The sequence below is a fragment of the Saccharopolyspora hattusasensis genome, from assembly GCF_050972075.1.
In the GTDB taxonomy this organism is placed as follows: domain Bacteria; phylum Actinomycetota; class Actinomycetes; order Mycobacteriales; family Pseudonocardiaceae; genus Saccharopolyspora; species Saccharopolyspora hattusasensis.
The window spans coordinates 8,208,421-8,231,892 of sequence record NZ_JBPCDC010000001.1 but is presented as its reverse complement, the minus strand read 5'-3'; the positions used below and the strand labels follow the sequence as shown (position 1 = coordinate 8,231,892).

Below are 23,472 nucleotides of genomic sequence, written 5' to 3'. Positions count from 1 at the left end.
TGGCTACAAGACCCCCGAACGCGAAGTCTGAAGCGGGACGCACCAGTGGTTCCCGTGGTGATCGCTCGCAGGGCGCGTCGGGGAAGGCCAGTGGCCCGCGGACTGCCACGGTAAAGCTGCCATTTGGCATGGGGGAGTTTCGTCGTCCGGAGGTGCACATCCCGGGTCGTGAGGATGTCGCGGGCGTGGTCAACAGCGTGCGGGAGAACCTTCCCTCACCCTTGCAGTTGGCGTATTACGGCGGCCTGGGAGCGCTGGCGGCATTGTCGGTGATCGAGTGGCCGGTGGCGGCTGCGATCGGTGTCGGTACGGTGGTCGCGCAGCGGGCCGGTGAGGGAACCTCGGGTTCAGCACCGGCGAGGTCCGGGGCTCGCTCGGACCGCACCAGCGCGTGACCGCGCTCGGTGGGTTGAGAGCTCTGGCGTCGCAGCTCGCGGCGCCGGCGGTGACCGTCGCGCGCGGTGTCTTGGGTGGCGGCGATAGTCGGCGGGCGTGGGCCGCGGACGGGCGCGCGCATATCGAGGTGCGCGGCGTGCACGAGCCGGGGACCGAATCGGCGGCCGAGCAGATCACCGATCGGCTGAAAGAACTTCCCGGTGTGCGGTGGGCCGAGGTCAACGCGGCGCTGGGCCGGGTGATCATCGGGCACGATCCGGAGTCGATCGAGCTTCCTGAACTGGTCAGCGCGGTGGAAGAAGCCGAGCAGGCCAGCGGCATGGGCGAGCGTCCTCGCCGCGAGGCCGGCGCGGTGCGCCCAGGCGATGTCGCCAGGGTGTTCGGCAACACGGTGGTGATGGGGGCGAACCTGGCGGGCTTGGGTTATGCCGTGGCCGCCCGCTGGCTGCCGGTACCCGCCGTGCCGCCGTCGATTCCGGCGTTGATCTCCACCGCCGATGCCGTGCAAGGCATCCGTGGCGCCGTTCAGGCGCGAGTGGGCTGGGCGGCCACGGATTTGTTGTTCGGTCTCGGGGGCGCTGCGGCGAACACCCTGGCCCAGCGGCCGACGACCTTGTTGTCTGATGCCGCGCATCGGTTCTGCCTGGTGCGGGAGTCCCAGGCGGTGCAGCGAAGCTGGGCGCGGCGGGAAGGCGAGTTCGGGGACCGGCCCGAGTACCACCGGTGTGAGCCCGTCGAGGTCGGCGCCCGCCCGGCACCGCTGCCCAATGGACCGATCGAGCGCGTAGCGAACACATCGGCGGTAGCCGGGCCCGCGGCCTTCCTCGGAACCCTGGCGGTAACACGAAACCTGCAGCGCGCACAGGGCTTTCTGGTGGCGGGTGTGCCACGAGCGGCCGGGCTGGGCCGCGATGCGTTCGCGGCCCAGCTCGGGGTCGCGGTCTCCGAGCGCCATGCGCTGGTGGTCGATCCACGAATCCTGCGGAGGCTGGACCGGATCGACACCGTCGTGATCGACGCGGCCGCCGTGCAGACCGGAACGCAGCGTGTGCGCGACGTGATTCCGCTCAACGGCGAGGTCGACATCGCGAGACTGTGGGAGCGGGCCCACGCCCTGGTCAGAGTGGTGGTGCACGCGGACGCGAAACGTGACGGCTGGGCGCTGTCGCAACTGGGCGACGCAGATCTGTCGCACGTGGAGCGGGAAGGCACGTTCCGGCAGGCGGCCGGTCCGGGGGTGCACACCTGCACACTCGACCGCGACGGGCACCAGGTTGCCCTCGTCGAAGTCGAGGAGGAATCGGCGCCCCTGACCGACGAGCTACTCGCCGCGGCCCGCGAGGTGGGCTCGGTTGTGTTCGCCGGAACAGACACGCGGTTTGCGGGGCAATTCGATGCCGATCGCATCACACCCGCCGGCGCAGGCCTCGCGACGCTCGTGCGGGAGTTGCAGGCCGATGGCCACGGCGTCGCCGTGGTCTCGACGCGTAGTCGTGCGGGCCTGGCCGCCGCCGATCTCGGAATCGGCGTCGCCGGCCACGGTCCGCCCCCGTGGGGCGCGCACCTGATCACCGGGCCCGGCCTGGGCGAGGCGTGCGCGCTGCTGCGGTTGATCCCCACCGCGCGCACCGTCAGCCGCCGCAGTGCCCAGCTCGCCGTCATCGGCTCCGCCAGCGGCGCCCTGCTGGCCGCACTCGGACCTGCCGCGGGAAGCCAAGCCCGCGCGGCCGTGCCCGTGTCCACCTGTGCGCTGCTGGCCCTCGGCGCCGGAACATATTGGGGTATGCAAGCGGGTCGACGCCCGGTACCGTCCGACACCGCCCGCACGCCCTGGCACACCATGTCTCCGTCCACGGTGCTGGAACTGCTCGGCAGCTCGCCGAACGGTCTGACCGACGCTGATGCGCAGCAGCGCGCACTCGGACGCCAGGACCACTCCCCGCAGGGCCGGACCAGCCTGGTACTCGCGAGCCTGGACGAGTTGGCAAGCCCGCTGACCCCCGCGTTGGCCGGAGGCGCCGCCATCTCCGCCACCATCGGAGCGACCGCCGACGCGATCATCATCAGTGGCGTGCTGGGGTTGAACGCGCTGATCGGCGGCGTGCAACGGGTCAGCGCCGACCGCGCTCTGCGCAAGCTCCTGGATGCCACGGCGATCCCGGTCGCGTTGCGCCGCAACGACAAACGCACCCGCGTGCCCGCCGACGAACTCGTAGTCGGCGACGTCATCGACCTGGTGGCAGGCGACGCCGTCCCCGCGGACTGCCGCCTGCTGGAAGCCGACGGGCTCGAGGTCGACGAATCCAGCCTGACCGGCGAATCCCAACTCGTCACCAAAACCACCGCCGCCACACCCGCGGCAGCGGTGGCCGACCGGCACTGCATGCTTTACCAGGGCACCGCGATCGCAGCCGGACGCGCCGTCGCGGTCGTCGTCGCCACCGCCGCGTCCACCGAAGCCGGCAGCGCGGCAGGCACCGACGGCGCCCCGGACCGCCCCGGAGGGGTGGCGGCGCGCTTGCGGACCCTGACCAAGGTCACCGTGCCGATCTCCATCGGAGCCGGCGGACTGCTGCTGGTCGCGGACCTCATTCGACGGCAGCCCATCGGCGCGGCCCTGGGCCGAGCGGTGAGCCTGGCCGTCGCCGCAGTCCCCGAGGGCCTGCCCTTCGTCGCCACCGTCGCCGAGCTGGCCGCAGCCCGGCGACTGTCGAAACGCGGTGCCCTGGTGCACAATTCCTCGACGATCGAAGCGCTGGGCCGAGCGGACGTGCTGTGCTTCGACAAGACCGGCACCCTCACCGAAGGACGCATCGCCCTACGCGGGATATCCGATGGGGCCACCACCCGCGACGTCGCAAATCTATCCACAGCGGAGAGAAAGATCCTCGCCGCAGCACTGCGCGCCAGCCCGCTGGCCGACAACGGTGAAATCCTGCCGCATCCCACCGACCGCGCGGTCGTCAACGGTGCCCGCGACCTCGGAGTGCAGCCCAGCGAAGGCACCTCGGGATGGCAACTCGTCGAAGAACTCCCCTTCGAACCTTCGCGGGGCTACCACATGGTGCTCGGACGGGTCGGCAGCGACCACCTGCTCAGCATCAAGGGCGCGCCGGAGGTCGTGCTCGCCCAGTGCACCCACTGGCGCCGCGACGGCGTGGAAGTGGCCTTCGACGATGCCGCGCGCCATGGTGTGGAAGAGGAATTCGACCGGTTGGCGCGCCAGGGATACCGCGTGCTGGCCGTCGCCGAACGGCCCGCCACCGGCCGCCGCGACCTCGACGACTCCCGCCTGCGCAACCTCCGGCTGACGGGCCTGATCGCCCTGGCCGACCCGGTCCGCCCCACCGCAGCCGCCTCGGTGGACCAGCTGCAGCAGGCAGGCGTGCAGATCATCATGATCACCGGCGACCACCCCAGCACCGCCGAAGCCATCGCCGCCGAACTCGGCATCCTAAACGACCACCAGGTCATGACCGGCACCGAACTCGACGCCCTCGACGACGACGAACTGGCCGCCAAGGCCGCCAACATCGCGGTTTTCGCCCGCACCACCCCCGCGCACAAGGCACGCATCGTCCAAGCACTGCAGCGCACCGACCGCGTCGTCGCCGTCACCGGCGACGGGGCCAACGACGCACCCGCGATCAGGGTCGCCGACATCGGCATCGCGCTCGGCGAACGCGCCACACCGGCCGCCCGGGAAGCCGCCGACGTCGTGGTCACCGACGACCGCATCGAAACGATCGTGGACGCCATCGTCGAAGGACGCGCCATGTGGGCGTCGGTGCGCGACTCCCTGGCCCTGCTGCTGGGCGGCAACCTCGGCGAGGTTCTCTTCACCGTCGCCACCGGCCTGCTCACCCCTGGCGGGTCGATGAACGCCCGCCAAATGCTGTTGGTCAACCTCCTCACCGACGTCATCCCGGCGATGGCGATCGCAGTGCGCCCCCCACCGGAGATCACGCCGGAAATGCTCCTGGAGGAAGGACCCGACGCCTCCCTCGGTGCCGCACTGCACCGCGACATCTACCGGCGCGGCATCATCACCGCCTCCGCCGCGTTCACCGCTTGGGTCCTCGGCCGAATCTCGGGAACCCGGCGACACGCCGACACCGTCGCCCTTGTCGCACTCGTCGGCGCACAACTCGGCCAGACCCTGGTCATCCGCGGACGCACCCCACTGGTCGTGGCCGGCGCACTCGTGTCCATGGCGGCACTGGCCGCCATCGTGCAGACGCCCGGCCTCAGCCACTTCTTCGGCTCCACACCCCTGTTGCCACACGGCTGGGCCATCGCCGTGGGCTGCACCGTCGCCGCCAGCGCAGCCGGCCTCGTTTTCCAGCCACGGCCACGCGGAAAACAGAACATGCCGTCGCAGCACGGCAAGAAAACAGAGCACGTGACCGAGCACAGCAACGCAGCCCAGAAAACAGCACCCCACGACCGCGACGGACACAGGAGCCGATCCTTGCACTTCACACGAGTTCAAGCGCAAACCACACCCAATCCGACAACCACAACGCCGGAAATGCGCTAGACCACGCGAAGTCCACCATCGCAGACCCTGACCTCTGAGCGTCGCACCCAGCGGTCGCTTGCCCCTGCCCCCGCCTTGCCATTGCGTGGGACTATGCCGATCTGATTCCGGCCGTGCACCAGGGCATTCCGGTTATTCCCATTATGCAAATGAGCGGAAGATCGCACCCGCGACACCCGACATGAGTAGTGCGTGCGACCCGACGACGGTTGAATTACTTCCGCTGTATCTACGTCTGGGAGCACTCGACGAACACGCCAGCGCGGCGGCGCTATCGAACGGCATCAGCTGGGAACCGTCAAGATCTTTTGGCCACAGTAGACATTTTGGTCGACTGCTGGTCAGCGGATTCCGCTCAACCACGCGATGTGAGCGAGCACGCCGGTGCGAACCAAGATCGTGGTACCGATGACCATGTAGAGGGCTGGGACCAGCCAGCGGCGCACGTGGTCGAGGACGCTGAGCACCCGCTTTCGAGTAGTGGCGAACCACGCAACCAGGCACCACACCCCGACGAGCGCCAGGAAGACCACGATGGTCAACACGTTCTGCGCTGCGGGGAAGACGCGGAAGGCGGCGCTGTAGACGTTGAGGTTGTCCGCACCGTTGGCCACGACGATCGAGGTGACCGGCAGCACACCCATCGTTGGCAGATCCCGCTCCCCCTTGCCTGCCCTCACAGCTCCCACCAACCCATAGATTCCCAGCGCCAGAGGCAACAGCCCGAGCAAGCCGACCCAGGACTCCGGCACGATCATCAGCCCCACAGCCGCCAGCAGACTCACCGCGATCAAGCACGTCGACCCCAGGTACTGACCGGCCAGGATCTGCCACGGACGCGGGCTACCCAACCGCGCTGACCGCAAGAACAACGCGGTCGACACGACCAAGTTGTCGATGTTGGTGGCCGCCCACATCACAACCGCAGCCAAAACCACGCCACCCAAAGCCATCACAGGAAAATAGTGACCCCGCGATACCACGACGGCCCGCTAGCAACTAACACGAACGACTGATTGCCGCGCGGCTGCAGCGCCGTGAGGATTCCTTCCCCTTGTCTACATCATTGACGCCCACTGGTTTTCCGGCACGCTGGCTCTTTTGTTGCTTCTGGCATGTTGCATACGAGGTACTCACCCACATCGTGAACGGGCTGATGAGCTGGGCCAGACCATCGAATCAGGGTCGCGCACCGGCCGGGTAGCGGTACTGGGCGCAGGGTTGTTGTCGCACGATGCCGTTGCCGCAGCACTCAGCGGACGCCCGAGCTGGCTCGCTTCACGTCAAGGCGACCGTGGGGCGGACGAGCAGGAGGGAGGTACTGCGCGTTTTCTGTTTTCTTCCCGCCCTGCCGGCCCGTCGGCGTGCTCGGAACTCGTCCAGCAGCCACCGTGTGGTTTCGTGGAATTCACGTTCCGGCCAACGCAGTCGCATGAGATCATGGGGTGATCCGCTCTCTGCTTGTGGCGGCGCTGGTCGCCACGCTCCTGCCCGCGACCGCGGAGGCCGTGCCTGCCAAGGTCGCCGATCCCGTCCGCTACGTCGACCCCTTGATCGGGTCCGCCAACGGCGGTAACACGTATCCCGGCGCGGTCCGGCCCTTCGGGATGATCTCGTGGAGCCCGACCAACACCGCCGGCGACCAGACCAACGCCGCCGGCGCCAACGGCTACTCCTACAACACCCCCCGCACGCGCGGTTTCGCGTTGACGCACGTCAACGGTGCCGGTTGCCATCCGGGCGCGGCCGGAGACGTGCCGATCATGCCCTTCGTCGGCGAGGTGACGTCGTCGCCGACTGCGGACACGACCGACGCGATCTACGCGAGCAAGTTCAGCCACGACAACGAATCCGCGCAGCCCGGCCGCTACACCGTCGCGCTTGACTCCGGGGCGCGCGCCGATCTCTCAGTCACCGCCAGGGCCGGTGTCGGCGAGTTCGGCTATCCCCGCGGGTCCGCGGCCAGCTTGCTGTTCCGGGTCTCCAACTCGCTCAACGGCAGCGAGGACGCTGATATCACGATCGACCCGGCCACCCGCACGGTCACAGGTTCCGTGCTGACCGGCGCGTTTTGCGGGCGCCGGGCCAACGGCGGCGAGAACAACCGCAAGACCTACTACCGGCTCTACTTCGTGGCTTCGTTCGACCGGAATTTCGCGAGCACCGGCACGTGGGTCAACGACCAGCTGCGCCCGGACACCACGACTGCGAGCGGCGGCGAGGGCTACCTGACCGGTGCCAACCGCGCGGGGCGCGGTTCGGGTGGCTATGTCACCTTCGACACCGCCTCCGACACGGACGTGCAAATGCGCGTCGGCATCTCCTACACGAGCCTCGACGCGGCGCGGAAGAACCTCGCGAGCGAGGTGAAACCGAACGACGACGTGGAATCCGTGGCTGCCGAGGCCAGGCGGGAGTGGAACAAACAGCTGCGATCCATCGAGGTCGCCGGTGGCACGGCCGATCAGCTCACGACGTTCCACACAGCGCTGTACCACTCCTTCCTCCAGCCGAACATCGCCAGCGACGTCGACGGCACCTACCTCGGCAGCGACAGGCAGGTGCACCGGCTCGCACCCGGCCAGCGCGCGCAGTACAGCAACTTCTCCGGCTGGGACCAGTACCGCGCGCACACCCAGCTGCTCGCGCTGCTCGAACCGGGAATCGCCGGCGATTACGCGCAGTCGCTCTACAACCTGGCGCAACAGAACGGCGGCGTCTGGGACCGCTGGATCCACATCAACGGCCCAACCCACGTCATGACCGGCGACCCGTCGGCGCCGACCCTGGCCGGTTTCTACGCACTCGGCGTCCGCAACTTCGACGTGCAAGGCGCCTTCGACTCGCTGTACCGGCAAGCCACCGTGCCCCATCCCTCCGGCCTGTCCGACGCCGGTTGCCCCGGCCAGTGCGAGGGACAGCGGCCGAACCTCGCCGAGTACCTGCGGCTCGGCTACGCGCCTCAGGACACCTGCCACTGCTGGGGCGGCGCGGCCGAGACGCTGGAGGACTCGACCGCGGACTTCGCACTCGCCGACTGGGCGCGGCGGCTCGGCCGCACCAACGAATACGCTGCGCTGATGCCACGGGCAAGCTGGTGGCGCAACACCTTCAACCCTTCGGCAACGCCGGACGGCGGCTACCAGCAGGCGCGCCGGTCGGACGGCACCTGGGTCGAGCCGTTCTCACCGACCTCCGACCTCGGGTTCGCGCAGGGCACCAGCGCCACCTACACCTGGATGGTGCAGCACGACATGTCCGGGCTCGCGGGAGCGATGGGCGGCAACGACCGTGCCGCGCAACGGCTCGACGCATTCTTCCACCGCCCAGACGGTTCGTGGGCGACCGGCCGCGACGGCTTCCGCTACGACCCGACGAACGAGCCGGGCATCCACACCCCGTGGCTGTACAACGCCCTGGGCCAGCCGTGGAAAACGCAGGAAACCGTACGAGCGATGGCATCACTCGTGTACAAGACCGGACCGGGCGGGCTGCCCGGCAACGACGACCTGGGCACGATGTCGGCCTGGTACGTCTTCGCGACCCTGGGAATGTACCCGCAAACCCCGAGCCGAGCCGAGATGCTGCTATCGAGCCCAATGTTCCCGAAAGCCTGGATCAAGCGGAACGGCGGCCCAACGATCACCGTCACCGCTCCACAGGCATCCCCGACCAACTTCTACGTGCAAAGTGTGCAAGTCGACGGCCACGACCACCCGCAATCCTGGCTCCCCGAATCGGCCCTGAACCACGGCGGCGACATCACGGTCACGCTCGACGCGACCCCGAACCACGACTGGGGAACCGCACCGATCGACCCACGGTAACCGCCGCAGAGCTCCGGCTCCGGCACGGAGCGGCCACGACGGCGCAGACAAGCAGGCATTTCCGGGCACCAGCCCAGGAAGCCGCGGGCTCACCACTGGGGGCAACCCCACGATTCCGAGCAGGGCGGGCACCACGCGTTGGTGCCCGCCCTGCTCGGCAAACGCAGCCGCCTGGACGGGAGCAGTCGGCATGCCCGCCTGGATCACGATCACCGCGCCCGGCGCAGAGATCAGGAGAAACCCGACGGCTCCAGGCCGGGTCTTGCCGTCGTCGACCTGCGTGATGATCGGCTCGTCGGCCTCGACCAGTTCTCGCCACCGCGCCTCGTCGATCTTCCTGGACACCGAGACGAACCCGCCCGTGACGGGATCATCGACCCACACCTCGGGCGGGACGAACCGATCGCGCGGCGCACCGAGCCGCTCACACCAGCCCACTTCGACCTCCGAACCAATCAGGCCTGCAGAATTCAACGTGCTGTGTAGGGCGTTGCCGCCTGCACGGTGTTCACCGGGTGGTGCTTAGTGCGTGAGCCAAGCTGGCTTCGCTTACTGCCACCGCGTCGATGAGCAGCCCGTTGAGGATGTGCGTTGGCGTCTCGTTTCCCTGGTGTCAACGGACGTTTGGTAGTCCGGATGGGTGGACAGTTGGCCTCCGGGGTGGTGGACATCGGCGTTCCGGGTTGATGGACAGCGGTTCTCCGGGGGGTGGTCAGTTCAACGGGATCACCCCCTTGCCGGCGAGTGCTTCGGCGAGTCGGTGGGAGTCGCCCTTGGTGGTGACGAGGTGTGCGTGGTGCAGTAGCCGGTCGACTGTCGCGGTGGCGAGGGTTTTGGGCAGGATCGAGTCGAAGCCGCTGGGGTGGATGTTGCTGGTGACTGCGATGGAGCGGCGTTCGTAGGCGGCGTCGGTGATCCGGTAGAACGCTTCGGCGGCGTCTTGCCCGGTGGGCAGCATGCCGATGTCGTCGATCTATGCCGATGTCCGCATAGGTCGACCTATGCCGAACCCGCGACTATGACGAACGTCGTGCTCGAACACATGGCAGCGGCGGTTATCAGTGGCGCGGGACTCGGCATAATCACAGGGCGTCGAGGAAAGCGAGGACCTTGTCGGTGGGTTGATAGCGGCCGGGGCGTGCGGTCGCAGGCGTCGTGAGGGCCAGTGCCTTTTCCTTGATGGTCATGTCGGCGTGAACGTAGGCGTCAGTGGAGCGGACACCGGCGTGGCCGAGCCAGAGCGCGATCACGGTGGTGTCAACCCCGGACTGAAGCAGTGACATTGCGCAACTGTGTCGCAGGACGTGCGGGTGGATGCTCTTGTGCAGCAGGGATGGACATCGATCGGCGGCGGTCGCGGCATGGGTGCCGACGCGCTGCGCGACGGCATCACGGCTCAGGCGGCGGCCGGTGCGGGTCGGGAACAGCGGGTCGCCGGGGCTGCCTGCGCGTTCGTCCAGCCAGCAGCGCAATAGGACTTGGATGGGGTCGCTGACCGGGACGGCGCGGTGTTTGCGTCCTTTGCCTTCGCAGCGAACCGCAGCGCCTTCGCCGAAAGTGACGTCGCCGCAGTTCAGGCCGGTGATCTCGGAGACCCGTAGGCCGGTTTGAACGGCCAGCGCCATCATGGCCCGGTCCCGCCGTCCCTCCCAGCGTGACTGGTCCGGGGCGTCAAGCAACGCATCTATTTCCCCGGCAGTCAAGAAGTTCACGGCCCGCTTGTCGTGTCGTTTCGGCGGGATGTCCAGGACTTGCTGGATGAGCCGGGCGTGTTCGGGGTGTTGCAGCGCGGCGTAAGCGAAGAGGGAACGGATCGCGGTCAGCCGAACGTTGCGGGTCCTGATGCTGTTGCCTCGGTCGTCTTCCAGGTGGTTCAAGAACGCGGAGATGGTGTCCGCGTTCAAGTCGTCCCAGTCCAGCTTGGCCGGCGCGGTGCCGGTTCGTTGCTGGACGAAGCCGAGCAGCAGGCGCAGGGCGTCTCGGTAGGCGGCGATGGTGCGCGGGCTTGCTTCGCGTTGCTGGACAAGCCGGTCGGTGAAGAACGTTTGCAGCGTGGGCGCGATCCGGGTCATGAGCGGGCTGCCTTCCAGGCTGATTCCTGTCGTGCCGCGGCCAGCGCCAGCAGCTCGGGGGCCGCTGACATGTACCAGTAGGTGGAGGTTGGTTCGCGGTGTCCCAGATACGTCGACAGCGACGGAATCCTGGCCTGGACGTTATCGTCGGTGCGATACCAGTGCAGCAGCGTGCGGATCGCGAAGGAATGCCGAAGGTCGTGAAGGCGGGGAGGGTGGGGGGCTGCTGTGCCGACGCCGGCTTCGTTGACCAAGTGCCGGAATGTCGGGCTGACGACGGCGTAGATCAGTCGTTTTCTCGTCCGGGACAGGAAGAAGCTGGGATCCTGGGGTCGCGGTATCGCCTCGTTGCGCAGCAGTTCGTAGTCGCGCAGTGCCTTCATGGTGCTGGTCTGCTGAGGCACCAGCCGGGACTTGCCGAACTTGGACTCGCGGATGCGCAGCACGCCTTCGGTCCAGTCGATGTCGTCGCGGTCGAGGTTGATCGCCTCGCCAATCCGCATCCCTTCTCCCGGGTTCCTGACCCTGTTGCATGATGTCGCCTGAACCGGGTGATCTTGCTGGTGGTGCGGCGGTTCTCCGTGGGTGTGGTGCTCGTGGCTGGTAGTCGTTCACGACACTGTCCACTTGAGAGTGAGAAACGCATGCGGGCATTCCGGGTGAGGTTGCCGTCCGGCCAGCAGTATTGGACGGTACTGGATGAGGATCTGCAGGTGGTGGCCGTCGCCGATGACTTTCTGCGGCAGCAGCGGTTCGGTCGCGACGGGGCGGAGTCCACGACGAAGGCGTATGCGCATGCGATCGCGTTGTTCCTGCGGTGGTGTGCCCGCACGGGGCGGTCCTGGCAGGCCGGTATCGAACACATGGCGTTGTTCATTACCTGGCTGGCTCATGCCGGGCCGGACACCTCGAGCGCTGAGGCCTCCGGTAGCGGTGGGGTGGTGTTCGCGGGTCCTGGCGCCGCGCTGGCGCGGTCCCCGTCACGGATCAACGCGATCCTGACCGCGGTGCGGGGCTTGGTGGTGCACGCGGTCGCCGCCGGGCAGGCCTCGGCTGGTTTGGTGTCGCTGCTCTATGAGGTGGCCGACGACCGTGATCTGCCGGAGGCCGCTCGGGATGCGGAGGGGCGGATGGCGTGGCGGCTGCGAGCGCGGCATCGGTTGCGGGAGCCGGAAACCACGATCGATCGGGTCAGTGACGCCGAGATTGTCGCGCTGTTGCGGGCGTGCCGCTCGGCGCGGGACCGGCTGATCGTGTTGTTGATGGCTCGGGCAGGGCTGCGCCGTGGGGAGGTGTGCGGGCTGCGCCGCAGCGATGTCCACTTGCTGATGGATTCGCGTGCACTGGGGTGCGAGGTGTCTCGGTCGCATCTGCACGTGGTGCGCAGGGAGGACAATCCGAACGGGGCGTGGGCGAAGTCCCGCCGTCAGCGGGCGGTGCCGCTGGATTTCCTTGTCGTGCAGGCATTCGACACCTACGAGTTCGAACGCATGAGGGTGCCGCAGGCCAGGAACAGTGACCATGTGTTTGTCAATCTGTTCCGTGGCCGGCTCGGCGCGCCGATGCGTCCGGACGCGGTCGGGGAGCTGATGGCGGCGGCCTCTCGCCGGGCGGGGCTCGACGGGCCGGTCCGCGCGCACCAGTTGCGGCATGCCGCCGGCAGCAATTTCGCGGATGCCGGCGCCGGGATCGATGTGGTCGCCGACGTGTTGGGGCACGCTGCGGTCTCCTCGTCGAGTGTGTACGTGCATCCTGACCCGTCCCGCCTGCGGGCTGCGGTGGACGCGGTGCCCAGCCCGCGCGAGCAGGCGGAGGTGGGTCGGTGAGCACCGTCGTGGCGCGCGCCGTCGCGGTCGCCGAGGATGCGCGTGAGTTCCCGCACGTGTTGGGTGGGGTCAAGTTGGACGGCCCGGCGGCGCGCCTGGCCTCGATGGTGGAGCGCGACTTCCTGGATGAGGCGGGGTGGGACCCGGCGATGCGGGTGTTGTCTCCACCCGCGGAGCATCGGCTGCTGGGTAGGCGGGTCTGCCGGGCGCAGGGGTGTGAGGGCACCGCCCACAGCAGGTTCCGCGTGGTGTGTCACCGCTGTTCCACCCGGTTGACCGGGCTGGGGATGAGCGCCGAGGAGATCGCTGCTGCTGCGCAGCTGCCGGGAGAGCCTGCGCGGGCGGAGCGTTGCGCGGTGCCGGGATGCCAGTGCGTGCCGACGATGCGGCATGCGGTGTTGTGCGAACCGCACGCCAAGAAGTTCCGTGTCCGGCGGCCGCGGAGGTCGCTGGAGGAGTTCCTGGCTGATCCGCGGGTGCGACCTTTCCCGCCGATGCGGCCGTGCCAGGTGGCGGCGTGCACCCGGGCGGCGGACGGCGCGTGCGGCTACTGCAATACCCACTATCAGCGCTGGCGCGCGGCCCAGGGAAGCGACCCCGAGCTGGATCAGCGGGAGTGGCAGGCCATCGAATCGGGTGTGGCCGAGCCTGGGCAGGTGAACCTGCGAGCGCTGCCGGTTCGGGTGGCCGTGGAGGTGCTGTTCGGCATCCAGCAGCGTGTCCGTGGCGGGGCGCAGATCCCGCAGGTGAGTTTGCGGGTGCTCTGTGACACGCTGCGCCGTCAACAGGTCGGCTCGATCGAGGACGGTGAGGTTGTCCGCGATAAGCCGGTTCGGGTGTTGCTCACCGCGCTGACCCAGCATGTTCGTCGCGCGCTGGCTGACCCCGGTGTCGAGCAGGGCAAGGATGTCTGGGATTTGGCGATCTTCGGTCACCGCGGAACCCTGTCGTTCCTCGGGATCGGGCAGCCGTGGCTGCGCCGGTCCGTCAAGCGGTGGGCGGCCGAGCAACTGCCCCGCCACCGTGGCCGCGGCGCCGCCCGGGTCCGCAGCAAGGTCAACGCGCTGGGGCTGCTCTCGGAGTATCTCGGCTGCCGATCGGACCGTGGGGGCGATCCTGCCGCGCTGGGCCGCCGGGACGTCGAGGGATTCCTCAATCGGCTGGCCTACCTGGAATCCAGCGATCAGATCAGCCGCTACCGCCGGAACTGCCTCTGCCGCGACGTGCGGGCGGTCCTGGCCGGGATCCGCGCCCTGGGCCTGACCCGGCCCGGTCAGCCCGCGGCGGGGCTGCCCGGCGATTTCGCCCTCGGGCGTAGTGACATCCCGGCCGAACCCGAGCGCGGTGAGCCCGGCCGGGACCTGCCGCCGGAGATCATGGCCACGTTGTGCGCCAACCTCGCCACCCTCGAGCCCGTCGATGTCAGGGTTGCCGCCCAGCTCGGTATCGACACCGGACGCAGGCCCGAAGACATCCTCGGCCTGCCGCTGGACTGCCTGGACCGCGACAAGGACGGTGGCCCCGTATTGGTCTATGACAACCACAAGGCCGACCGGCTGGGCCGGCGTCTGCCGATCAGCCAGGCCACCGCCGCGGTGATCACCGAGCAGCAAGACCGGGTTCGGGCCCGCTTCCCCGCTATCCCACCGGCCCGGCTGGTACTGCTGCCCTCACCACGCCGTAATCCCGACGGGCGCAAGGCGATCAGCATCGACATGCTGGACAACCGCCACCGCGAATGGGTTGATGCGCTGCCGATGCTGCGCACCCGCGAGGGCGCCGAGTTCGACAAGACCAAGATCACCCCATATGCCTGGCGGCATTCTTATGCCCAGCGCCATGCCGATGCAGGGGTGCCGATCGACGTGCTGGCTGAGCTACTTGATCACCGGGACTGGGGCGCGACTCGGCGCTACTACCGCATCGGGGAAGATCGGCGCCGCGCCGCCGTTGACGCGGTCACCGCGCTCAGCTTCGACCGGCACGGCAACCGGATCTGGCGTGACGCGCAGTCCTTTTTGGACTCTGAACATGCTCGCTACGCGATCGGGGAAGTTGCCGTGCCCTACGGCACCTGCAGCGAACCATCCAACGTGCAGGCCGGGGGCGGAGCCTGCCCGGTGCGCTTCCGATGTGTTGGCTGTTCCCACTTCCGGACAACGGTTGCGCACCTGCCCGACCTACAGGCCTACCTCGACGACCTGCTGCACACCCGTGAGCGGCTGGCCGCCACCGTCGACGGGGTCGACGAGTGGGCCCGCCTCGACGCCACCCCCACGCAAGAGGAAATCACCCGGATCCGGCAGCTGATCAACCGCATCAACGGTGACCTCGCCGACCTGGACCAGACCGAGCAAGCCCGCATCCACGACGCGGTCGCGGTGGTGCGCCGTCACCGCGCCGCGCACGCCGTTGCCCTCGGCATGCCCACCGCCCGGACCGCCGCAGTCCCGGCGCCGGCTACCACCGCGGAGGCCACCGCATGACCGCCACGACGAGCCAGCCAGTCAACACCATGCCGGCAAGCAGGAGAACCCAAGCGATGCGCGACGGTCGTCACGCCGACACCGCACGTCGTCGACAACGCGTCCTGGCCGCCCTCGACCGCGCCGTCGCCGAGGGCTCCGAGCTCGGCGCATCCGCCATCGCCCGCGCCGCGGGCGTCGATCGCAGTTTTCTCTACCGACACCGTGACCTGCTGGAGAAGATCCACGCCGCCGACGCCGAGCCACCTGCCACCGACGAGGGCACCGGGCCAGCGGTCACCCGGGCCTCGCTGCAAGCCGATCTGCTCGCCGCGCACGAACGCGCCGCCCGCCTCAACACACGAGTTCAACACCTCGAGAAGCGGCTCTCCGAGGCCCTCGGGGAGCAGGCCTGGCGCGAATCCGGACTCGGCACCCCAACCGACATCGACGCCCTCCACCAGCAGATCACCCACCTCGAACAACAGGTCGTCGACCTACGCCTGCAACTCGCCGAACGCGACGAGGACCTCGAAGCCGCCCGCGCCGCCAACCGCGAACTCATGACCCGCCTCAACGCCCCCAACACCAACAGGTGAACAACCCCAGCAGCCACTTGCACCACACCTGTCGCACCAATAACATCATCACCATCAGCCTCTGAGCTGCGCAAACGCGAGGAAACGACCTCCACCACAGGGCGGACCCGCGGAGAAAATACCGCTCGCGGCCAACAGTCCGATGAGCGTGTGATAGGTCGCCGCCCGCAGCGGCGGGTCGATCGCGGCGGCCGCGGCCAGCAGCGCGGCGATATCGGCGTCGGAGTAGAGGAACGGTTGGCGCCATCGCTGGCGGTGCGGCAGCAGCCCCAGTGGCGGCACTTCGGTGTCGGGATCGATGCCGCTGAGGTATCGGGCGAAGCCGCGCACCGCGGTCATCCGCCGTGGCGCCATGGTCGTGACCTGTTCGCCCTGGCGGTACTGGATCCAGGCCAGGGTGGCCTGGATCGTCACGGTGCGCTGCCCGTGGCCTTCCAGGAACTCGACGAAGTCCGGGAGCTGCCAGGCTGCCTCGGCCATCTGGTGTCCCAGGCAACGACGAAGCCGCAGGTAGTCCTCCAAAGCGGCTCGAAGCGGGCTCACCGAGCCGCTCCTGGCCACGGCGCTGCGACAGCCCGGAGCGCGGTGAAATCGACCTTGGCGTAGAGCGCGGTGGTCGCCAGGTCCTGATGCCGCAACACTTGGCCGATCGCCACCAGGCCCGCGCCGTGGCGCAGCATCTCCCCGGCCAGGGAGTGCCTTGTGTCCGCAGTGGCCGTGTGCGGTTGGGTTCGTGTCGCGTTTGGCATGGACGATTTCCGGGTGCTGCGTTCGCGACGCGGGTTTGCGCGTGTGTGGCGATAATGCCGATCCGCCTGTGATCGACTTCACTGCCGGAGCGTGGTGTCAGCACCGTCCGATGATCTTCTGTCGGCTGGCCGGGAGGTGGGTGACGTTCGGGTTCCGGGCAGCGGCGGCCCGCAGTCGGAGGATCTCGTCATGCTGGGCGGCGAGCTGTGCCAGGGCTTGGGTCCGGAAGTCGGATAGTTGCTCGATCGTCGAATTCGCTTGGGCCAGACGGTCGTCGAGCTTGGCGATGTCTGCTTTCAGGTGTTCGATCTGCGCGGCTTTCGGGTCCGGGGTCTGGCCGGCGTGTTGCAGTTGCTGAAGCCTTTGCTCGAACTCGGCCCGTAGGTGCGCGTAGGGCCGGTTGCCGTAGAAGGCGGTGCGGTCGACGCCGGACTGGGCGGCGAGGGTTTTGATGTCGCAGCCTCCGCCGGGTGGGATTTCGCCGCGGAGCAGTCGGTCCATGGCGGCGCGGATGCGGTTCTCGTTGTGAACGCGTTGGGCGGCACTGATCCTCATGACGGGTCCTTGCTGGCGGCGGTGTCGATGTCGGCGATGACGCGCAGGGCGCGGGTGTGGTCGGTGGTCAGTCGCTGGCGTTCGGTGGCGCGGGTCTTGCCGAGTTGGCCGAGGAAGGTCTTGGTGCGTTCGGCGTGTTCGGCCCAGACCGGCCGGTGGACCTGGTGGTGGGTGGCCTGAGGGCAGCGGGCGGAGTCACACATGCCGATCATGGGTCGTGTCGCGGTCGGGGTTCCGGCCAGTTTGAGACAGAGCGCGCGGGATGGATCGGTGAACCAGCAATAGTTTGCCGGGCCCAGGTGCAGCACCTGGGCCCGTTTTGACAGCAAGTTGAGGATGTCGCGGTCGTTGGCCTGAACCTTCGGCGAGGCAGCCGATTCGGCGTTCAGGTCCGCGTCGATGCTGGCGAAGAACTCAGTCAGGCTGCGGGCGCCGGGGCCGGCAGGCCGGGTGCCGTTGCGGTAGTTGTGGAACTCGGCCAGTACCAGCTGAAGATTGCGGTCGGCTTCGTGCTTGTTGACCTCGGCCAGCAGCTCTGCTTGAGCGCCGCCCGGCCGTGCCGCGTAGCCTTCCGTTGTTGCGGTTGCAATATGTTTGAGCTGCAGTTTTGCAGCGAGAACCCCTCCCGGCCGGTATGCCAATTCCAGGGCGATCGTTCTTCTGAGCATGCGCAGTGAAACGGGGCCTTCGGGAATCGAGGCCAAGCCGAGGCGTTGCCCTGCCGCGGAGTTGACCCAGTTGCAGAACCAGGTGTAGCGGACTTTGAAAGCAAAGCGGGAGAACAGAAGAGTGCCTTCGCTCGGGTCGGGCTGGAGTTGTTCGGCGAGTTCCACCGCTCGGAAGGCGGGTTCGATCACGACCCATTCGTCGTCGGTGCCGCCGAGTGGTTGACCTTTGACGATCTTGCTGGCGATGCGGTAGCGCTTCAGCCCGGGGATGGGTTCCTCGACGGGGCGGCGGCAGCCGACCCGCAGTTCCATCAGCTCGCTGCTGCGCATCCCCGATGATGCGGCGAGCACGATGATCGCGGCGGTCCGGACTATCCCGACCACGGCGACGGCCTCCGAGCGGTGCAGCGGCGGGCTCCATGGCCGTGTCGCGCCGTCGGCGGTCGGCGCGTCTTCGGCGTCGCGGACGAAGAATTTCTCGGTCCCGACCGTGGAGACAGCGTCAGTGAGTGGTCCCCGCAATCGCGGCATCCAGCGAGACAAGATCTGCCGTCGACCGGCCTGCCTGGCCAGGATACCGGTGGCAACCGGCAACAGTGGGTCGTCGGCTGACCAGCCCGCAGCCAGTCTCTTGGCGATCTCGCGTTCTTCGTGTTGGGGCAGTGGCGTGCCGGTCGTGGTGTAGTTGGCCAACATGGCCATGATGTCGTCGACCGGTGTCGCGGTGGCCCGGTCCAAGTCTGTGGCCCTGGCCGAGTGGATCTGGTCGTATTCGCGTATCTGCTCGTTCAAGGCGGCCGCGTGCGGGCCGATCACCTGGACCAGGTGCAGCGCCGCCGCGAGCATGGGCTGCAGGATTTCATCGGCGACGGCGGGAGTGGTGTTGCCGTCACGGCCGGAACGCATTTCGGCGACGGCGGAGGCTGATGCGCCGCCCCAGGGCCGAAAGTCGCCGCGGACGCGGTCGGCGGTGAACAGGTCTCGGTAATTGACCAGGTCGACGATGATCTGTGCCGCAGCGCGCCGAACGGCGGGACTCTGTTCACCGACAACGCTGCCGTCCTCGTCGAGGATGTAGCGCCGAAATGCCAGGTAGGCCTCGCAGGTGTGGGTGTCGATGTCGGCCAGTTCGGCGACGCGTCGATGTTCGAGCCAGCGGAAGAACCGGGTCAGCTCGTTGAGCCGTCCGATGCAGCTGCGCAGGTGAAGCGGTGTGCGGTATGCCTTCGGCAATTCGGCGACGGCGGGGTGCCGCGGAGCGAGAACAGCCATGATCAGCTCTTTGGCGACCAGGCGCCATCGCGGGTCGCCGATCAAGGCGAAGTTGAAGCGGCGGTTCGACAGGGGAATGTGGACCGCTAGCCCGATGACCTCGGTGAAGTCCCACAAGTCGTCGTCGAACAAGGGACGGCGGGTCCCATCAGGCAGCGCAAGCCCAGCCCGCAGGCAGACATCGTCGCCTGCGAACGGTGAAGGCCTGTCGTCGAAGCCGCTACTGGCGGCGAATGTAGTCATGCGGTGATTTCCTCTGGGCGAAGCGGGACTTCGTCGTCGGTGTCGCCGACCTCGGAAGCTGCGGCGGTTAGTTCAGCTGCGGTGAACCGGCCTAGGATTTGATCGAGTCGGGTCGCGTAGGGGCCGAAGACCGCCATGAAGTGCGCGGCGGGCATCTGCTGCCATTGCCGTGAAAAGAACGCCTTGAGCCGCAACAGATTCACCACGTGCCGGGGAGCGAACACCGACAGCGGGCAAAGCAGGCAGACCCACGGACGCGCCGGACACGGCTTGCCGACCGGGCCGTGCAACCCGGAGAGCTGGTCGGCGCAGGCCGCGGTGAACACGTCGCGGGCACCGCCGACCAGTTCCCGGATGGTGTCGTCGTCGATGTTCATCGCTGCGATCAGCTGCGGATAGCCGTCTGCTAGTGCAACAGCATCCTCCTCGGTGATGACCGTGGGCGGCTGCGCTCGGCGGAGCAGGTCGTGCTGAGCGTCCTCGATGACCGTCTCAACAGTGTGCCGTTGGCCTGCGGTCGTCGCCGACAGGTAGCGGTCGCCTTCGACCGCGGGCGTGTGGTTCGGGTCGATCGTGGCGCGCGCGTTGCCAGTCCACGCTCTCTTCTCACGCATCGCATGGTGAGTGGTGCGGATGCGGGCTCGATGGATCTTCAGCGGACGGCCGTCAGTGCCGAGCAGGTCGTGGCGGCGGACCCATCGTTGAATAGCGACGCGGTCGATCTCACGAATCAGAAAGGGCTTGCCGATGTAACTCAGCCCCAACCACAGCCGGTCACGGTCGGCCGGCTCGACCAGGCCGCGCAGCAGTGACGAGTGCGTGAGCCACTGCTCAAGCAGACGGACCGCTGGACGCGGCAGGTTGAGGCTTTCGCCTGTGGTGCGGCGCTTGACGTAGGACAGCAGGACCGTCGAGTCACCGGCCCAGTCGATATCGTTGACCCCCAGATCATCGATGCCGTCGGGGACGATGCCGGAGTAGATGCCGAACAGCAGCCGGTAGGCGATGACGACATCCAGGTGCGGGAAGACTGCCCGCAAGGCGCTATAGAAGGCCGGCGGCCGGCGGTTGTGAAACACGCTGTGCGTCACGCCGATCTCGCGGGCGAACGCCGGCGTGCCGACCGGGCCGAGCCGCGCCAGCAACCAGCAGAAGTTCTCCCACGTCCAGCCGGACTCCGCCGGATGGTCGCCTCGTGGGATCGCGGCCAGCGCGCGGCGGTGCGCCGCATACGACTCGTCGACCACCTCTTGGCACGTGGTGATGAGACGCTGCCATTCAGTCTCCGGATAAGGTGGCAGCGGCCGACGGTTGGGCTGGATATTGAAGTGTCGGCCTGCTGCCAGCTCCAGTACGCCGTCACCGAGGTTGCCGCCGGACCGGGCGAATCCCTCCACCAGTGCGCGGGTTATTGATCGGGAACTTATAGGTGTGATCTTCGTTGTTCTGGCATGATCGCTGGTGTGCGGGACACGCGGAGGTTGTCGCCTGAGGCGCAGGAGGATCTGCGGCGCAGGGTGGTCGCTGCTGTTCATGGTGGGATGACGCAGGTCGAGGCGGCCCGGGTGTTCGCGGTGGCCCCGCAGTCGGTGTCCAGATGGGTGCAGGCGTGGCGGAAACGTGGCTCGAAGGGTCTCACCGGGCGTCGCCGGGGTCGCAAGCCCGGCGAGCAGAAAGCGTTGAGTGCCCGCCGGCAGCGCAAGCTGCGGTATGCGGTGGCCGAGCACACCCCGGCCACGTTCGGGCTGACCGGCCTGGTGTGGACCCGCAAGACAGTGGCCGAGCTGATCCGGGTGCGCCACGGCATCGTGTTGAACCTGCGCACCGTCGGCAACTACCTGCGTTCCTGGGGATTGTCGCCGCAGAAACCGATCCGCAAGGCCTACGAACAGGACCCCGAGTCCGTACGCCGATGGCTGGAGGAGGACTACCCGGCCATCGCCGCCCGCGCCCGCCGCGAGGGCGCACAGATCCTGTGGCTGGACCAGACCGGGATCCGCTCCGACGCCACCGTAGCCCGCACCTGGGCACCGGCGGGCCAGACACCGGTGGTGGGCAAAACGGGCAAACGATTCAGCGTGAACGCCATGTGCGCGATCGGGAACAAAGGCGAGCTGTACTTCACCGTCTACACCGGCTCGTTCAACGGCAAGGTGTTCCTGCGGTTCCTGGACCGGCTGACCCGCCATCTGGACCGCAAGGTCCACCTGATCGTTGACGGACACCCCGTCCACCGCCGCAAGACCATCCAGCAATGGATCACCAAGCACGCTGAGGCGATCGAGATGCACTTCCTGCCGGGATACAGCCCCGAACTCAACCCCGACGAGATACTCAATGCCGACCTCAAACGCACCGTTTCCACCAGCACAGCCCCGAAAACCCGCGCCGAGTTGAAACAAGCGGTCCGCTCCTTCCTTCACCGCCTCCAGAAGCTGCCCGACCGAGTTCGCTCCTACTTCGGCAAACCCGAAGTTCGCTACGCCGCCTGACATCATACATTTGCCACCCGGATCAATAACGCTTCCAAGCGGCTGGGGCCAGCCATCCAGAACTGAGCCAGCCGTCCCCGGCTCAGTTCGCTCGCGTCCCCGGCAAAACCCTGTTGAGTGAGCGCGCGAACCATCGCGCGGAGAGCACCGGCGTAGGCATCGACCGTTCCTGCCGAGTCGGCGCTGCCGTGCGGATGAATCAGCTCGACCAGCCCGACGGCCAGATCGCGCGCCAACCGGGGATTCGGCAACCCCGCCAGATCGAACTCGGCGCTGCTGCCGTCGCTGAACACACACCTGACGCTCAGTGGATCGTCGACTACCATCGTCGGCATCAGAGTTCCACCCCTTCATCGAACTCGGCGGCGGCTTCCCGTTGCGCGGTGCCTTCCTCCTCGATGAGTCCCGCTTCTGTACCGGCGGTTTCGTAGGCTTGCCGGTAGATCCTGGTTGTATCCAGGCGTTTCAAATATTTTTCCGTGGTCAAGACAGTCGAGTGTCCTAAAAGGTCTCGCAACACCAGCAGCGGGTCAGCTTTGGTCAGGTAGAACACCAGCGCCGCGTCGGCGTCGGTGTCGCGCACCAGTTTCGCTGCCTGCCGGTAGTAGCCGGTCACAAGGTATTCCAGGGTTCGCATCGAAAAGCAGTGGCGAAGCCGGTGGGGGTGGACGTGCGGGAACCGCGGCTCGAACCGGGCCCGGATCCGATCGGCGGTGCGCTCGAACACCGTCGCCCACGCCGTGAACGGGCCACCATCACACTTGACCGCCAGAAGGCACGACCCGCCGGCGGGCGCCACGAGTCTCCGCCGCTCCGCCGGAGTCAGCGAGCCCCAGGACCGGCGGACTCCGTTGATCTGGCCGCCGCGTTCATCCGGTTCGCTCACCTGCAGCGGTTCGCCCCAGCGTCGTGGTGGCCGCCAGCTTGAACCATCGGTAACGGCCGCGCGATCAAGCTGCAAATAGTCGTGCAACCCGGCCAGGGCCTCGTAGGAGATCCAGGTGGTGCGGAACTTGCGGCCCTTGGTGATCCCGCCCGACACCGGGAACGGGATCGGGATCGCCGTCGGCGCCGGAGGTAACGCGGGGATCTCCCACGGCAGCAGATGCGTGAACTCGCCCAGCCGCAGCCCGGTCGACAGCGCGAGGTCGCCGATCGCGGCGTTGCGAGTCATCTCCCGGCCAGAGAACCCGGTGTCAGGGCTACCGTCCGGCGCCAGGCCCCGCAAACCCTTGCGGAACAGCTCAATGAAGTCCGGCTCCAGGTACTTGATGGTCACGTGCGGCTTCGGAGTCCGGCGCACCGCCAGATTCACCCGCACATCCCGCCCGGTCCCGGCGAAAATCGCCCGTGCCGACCGGTAGGTGAACGGCTCTGCGGCCGCGAGCCCTTCCTCGATCGCCCACCGGTAGAACAGCGACAGGATGCTCATGTGCTGGCCCCACGTGGTCGCCGCGAACCGCGCCCGCACCGGCCCGGCCGCCCGGTGCTCGGCATACCGGCTCAGCCCGGCTTTCAACCGTTCACGGGTATCGAACAACCCGATCCCGTGCTCGGCGAGAAACTCGACCCACTCCTTGACCGCCCGCGCGTAGTTCTCCCACGAACTCGGCGCCGGCGCCCCGCTGGCCGGAAGCTCCCGTAACCACCGGTTCACCACCGACGCCGGACGCGGCGCGGACGGGCCGTCCTCGAACAACAGATCATCATCAACCAGGAACGGCATCCCCTCCGGGATCACCGGCCGATGCTCAACTTCCCAGGACC

17 protein-coding genes and 1 pseudogene are annotated in these 23,472 nt (G+C 67.8%); 7 read left to right on the top strand and 11 right to left on the bottom strand.

Features of this window, described 5'->3' with window-relative positions:
• Positions 1–128 precede the first annotated feature (128 nt).
• Positions 129–395 (top strand): hypothetical protein, encoded by a 267-nt coding sequence (locus ACRXBZ_RS38880; protein ID WP_433883336.1) that lies wholly within the window; start codon positions 129–131, stop codon positions 393–395.
• A complete protein-coding gene (locus ACRXBZ_RS38875) occupies positions 392–4,936 on the top strand; it encodes an HAD-IC family P-type ATPase (RefSeq protein ID WP_433883335.1) in 4,545 nt (1,514 codons plus the stop codon). Before ACRXBZ_RS38880 ends, ACRXBZ_RS38875 begins: the two co-directional genes overlap by 4 nt.
• A gap of 341 nt (positions 4,937–5,277) precedes the next feature.
• Here ACRXBZ_RS38875 and ACRXBZ_RS38870 read toward each other — a convergent pair whose 3' ends face one another.
• Positions 5,278–5,874, bottom strand: a complete 597-nt coding sequence (locus ACRXBZ_RS38870; protein WP_433883334.1) for a cadmium resistance transporter — start codon at positions 5,872–5,874, stop codon at positions 5,278–5,280.
• A gap of 507 nt (positions 5,875–6,381) precedes the next feature.
• Between ACRXBZ_RS38870 and ACRXBZ_RS38865 the strand changes: the two genes are divergently transcribed.
• On the top strand, positions 6,382–8,763 hold the full coding sequence (locus ACRXBZ_RS38865; protein WP_433883333.1) for a GH92 family glycosyl hydrolase: 2,382 nt from the start codon (positions 6,382–6,384) through the stop codon (positions 8,761–8,763).
• Between the two features lie 712 nt (positions 8,764–9,475).
• Here ACRXBZ_RS38865 and ACRXBZ_RS38860 read toward each other — a convergent pair.
• From ACRXBZ_RS38860 to ACRXBZ_RS38850, 3 genes and pseudogenes are all read right to left on the bottom strand, one after another.
• A pseudogene (locus tag ACRXBZ_RS38860) lies at positions 9,476–9,736 on the bottom strand (ATP-binding protein); the annotation flags it as partial.
• A gap of 109 nt (positions 9,737–9,845) precedes the next feature.
• On the bottom strand, positions 9,846–10,835 hold the full coding sequence (locus ACRXBZ_RS38855; protein WP_433883332.1) for a tyrosine-type recombinase/integrase: 990 nt from the start codon (positions 10,833–10,835) through the stop codon (positions 9,846–9,848).
• The gene (locus ACRXBZ_RS38850; protein ID WP_433883331.1) at positions 10,832–11,338 is read right to left on the bottom strand and encodes a tyrosine-type recombinase/integrase; all 507 of its coding nucleotides are present in this window, start codon (positions 11,336–11,338) and stop codon (positions 10,832–10,834) included. The genes ACRXBZ_RS38855 and ACRXBZ_RS38850 overlap by 4 nt, the downstream gene beginning before the upstream one ends.
• A gap of 141 nt (positions 11,339–11,479) precedes the next feature.
• Between ACRXBZ_RS38850 and ACRXBZ_RS38845 the strand changes: the two genes are divergently transcribed.
• The 3 genes from ACRXBZ_RS38845 to ACRXBZ_RS38835 are packed head-to-tail and all read left to right on the top strand — an operon-like array spanning position 11,480 to position 15,725.
• Positions 11,480–12,661 carry a tyrosine-type recombinase/integrase gene (locus tag ACRXBZ_RS38845; protein WP_433883305.1) on the top strand — a complete coding sequence of 394 codons (1,182 nt, stop codon included), beginning with the start codon at positions 11,480–11,482 and terminating at the stop codon, positions 12,659–12,661.
• Entirely contained in the window at positions 12,658–15,147 is a 2,490-nt protein-coding gene (locus tag ACRXBZ_RS38840; RefSeq protein WP_433882207.1) for a tyrosine-type recombinase/integrase, read from the top strand. The genes ACRXBZ_RS38845 and ACRXBZ_RS38840 overlap by 4 nt, the downstream gene beginning before the upstream one ends.
• Positions 15,144–15,725: a hypothetical protein gene (locus ACRXBZ_RS38835; protein ID WP_433882206.1), complete on the top strand. Its 582-nt coding sequence runs from the start codon at positions 15,144–15,146 to the stop codon at positions 15,723–15,725. Before ACRXBZ_RS38840 ends, ACRXBZ_RS38835 begins: the two co-directional genes overlap by 4 nt.
• 54 nt (positions 15,726–15,779) lie before the next feature.
• On the opposite strand, the gene ACRXBZ_RS38830 is transcribed toward ACRXBZ_RS38835, so the two are convergent.
• The 5 genes from ACRXBZ_RS38830 to ACRXBZ_RS38810 form a co-directional block, all read right to left on the bottom strand.
• Positions 15,780–16,268, bottom strand: a complete 489-nt coding sequence (locus ACRXBZ_RS38830) for a site-specific integrase (protein WP_433883330.1) — start codon at positions 16,266–16,268, stop codon at positions 15,780–15,782.
• Positions 16,265–16,474: a tyrosine-type recombinase/integrase gene (locus ACRXBZ_RS38825; protein ID WP_433883329.1), complete on the bottom strand. Its 210-nt coding sequence runs from the start codon at positions 16,472–16,474 to the stop codon at positions 16,265–16,267. The genes ACRXBZ_RS38830 and ACRXBZ_RS38825 overlap by 4 nt, the downstream gene beginning before the upstream one ends.
• Positions 16,475–16,571: 97 nt before the next feature.
• Positions 16,572–17,030 carry a hypothetical protein gene (locus tag ACRXBZ_RS38820; RefSeq protein ID WP_433883328.1) on the bottom strand — a complete coding sequence of 153 codons (459 nt, stop codon included), beginning with the start codon at positions 17,028–17,030 and terminating at the stop codon, positions 16,572–16,574.
• The gene (locus tag ACRXBZ_RS38815) at positions 17,027–19,213 is read right to left on the bottom strand and encodes a site-specific integrase (protein ID WP_433883327.1); all 2,187 of its coding nucleotides are present in this window, start codon (positions 19,211–19,213) and stop codon (positions 17,027–17,029) included. The genes ACRXBZ_RS38820 and ACRXBZ_RS38815 overlap by 4 nt, the downstream gene beginning before the upstream one ends.
• Positions 19,210–20,748, bottom strand: coding sequence for a hypothetical protein (locus tag ACRXBZ_RS38810; protein WP_433883326.1), 1,539 nt, complete (start codon positions 20,746–20,748; stop codon positions 19,210–19,212). The genes ACRXBZ_RS38815 and ACRXBZ_RS38810 overlap by 4 nt, the downstream gene beginning before the upstream one ends.
• A 6-nt stretch (positions 20,749–20,754) precedes the next feature.
• Between ACRXBZ_RS38810 and ACRXBZ_RS38805 the strand changes: the two genes are divergently transcribed.
• Positions 20,755–21,705 carry an IS630 family transposase gene (locus ACRXBZ_RS38805; RefSeq protein WP_433883325.1) on the top strand — a complete coding sequence of 317 codons (951 nt, stop codon included), beginning with the start codon at positions 20,755–20,757 and terminating at the stop codon, positions 21,703–21,705.
• Positions 21,706–21,707: 2 nt separating this feature from the next.
• On the opposite strand, the gene ACRXBZ_RS38800 is transcribed toward ACRXBZ_RS38805, so the two are convergent.
• Together ACRXBZ_RS38800 and ACRXBZ_RS38795 are read right to left on the bottom strand one after the other, a co-directional pair.
• Entirely contained in the window at positions 21,708–22,040 is a 333-nt protein-coding gene (locus ACRXBZ_RS38800) for a hypothetical protein (protein WP_433883324.1), read from the bottom strand.
• The gene (locus ACRXBZ_RS38795; protein WP_433883323.1) at positions 22,040–23,446 is read right to left on the bottom strand and encodes a tyrosine-type recombinase/integrase; all 1,407 of its coding nucleotides are present in this window, start codon (positions 23,444–23,446) and stop codon (positions 22,040–22,042) included. Before ACRXBZ_RS38795 ends, ACRXBZ_RS38800 begins: the two co-directional genes overlap by 1 nt.
• Positions 23,447–23,472 lie beyond the last annotated feature (26 nt).

What these genes read in the sequence shown, in the direction of transcription:
- ACRXBZ_RS38820 (WP_433883328.1), bottom strand. Translation starts at nt 17,030, where the DNA reads ATGAGGATCAGTGCCGCCCAACGCGTTCACAACGAGAACCGCATCCGC.
- ACRXBZ_RS38835 (WP_433882206.1), top strand. Translation starts at nt 15,144, where the DNA reads ATGACCGCCACGACGAGCCAGCCAGTCAACACCATGCCGGCAAGCAGG.
- ACRXBZ_RS38805 (WP_433883325.1), top strand. Translation starts at nt 20,755, where the DNA reads ATGACGCAGGTCGAGGCGGCCCGGGTGTTCGCGGTGGCCCCGCAGTCG.
- ACRXBZ_RS38800 (WP_433883324.1), bottom strand. Translation starts at nt 22,040, where the DNA reads ATGCCGACGATGGTAGTCGACGATCCACTGAGCGTCAGGTGTGTGTTC.
- ACRXBZ_RS38845 (WP_433883305.1), top strand. Translation starts at nt 11,480, where the DNA reads ATGCGGGCATTCCGGGTGAGGTTGCCGTCCGGCCAGCAGTATTGGACG.
- ACRXBZ_RS38825 (WP_433883329.1), bottom strand. Translation starts at nt 16,474, where the DNA reads ATGCCAAACGCGACACGAACCCAACCGCACACGGCCACTGCGGACACA.
- ACRXBZ_RS38880 (WP_433883336.1), top strand. Translation starts at nt 129, where the DNA reads ATGGGGGAGTTTCGTCGTCCGGAGGTGCACATCCCGGGTCGTGAGGAT.
- ACRXBZ_RS38815 (WP_433883327.1), bottom strand. Translation starts at nt 19,213, where the DNA reads ATGACTACATTCGCCGCCAGTAGCGGCTTCGACGACAGGCCTTCACCG.
- ACRXBZ_RS38850 (WP_433883331.1), bottom strand. Translation starts at nt 11,338, where the DNA reads ATGCGGATTGGCGAGGCGATCAACCTCGACCGCGACGACATCGACTGG.
- ACRXBZ_RS38810 (WP_433883326.1), bottom strand. Translation starts at nt 20,748, where the DNA reads ATGAACAGCAGCGACCACCCTGCGCCGCAGATCCTCCTGCGCCTCAGG.
- ACRXBZ_RS38855 (WP_433883332.1), bottom strand. Translation starts at nt 10,835, where the DNA reads ATGACCCGGATCGCGCCCACGCTGCAAACGTTCTTCACCGACCGGCTT.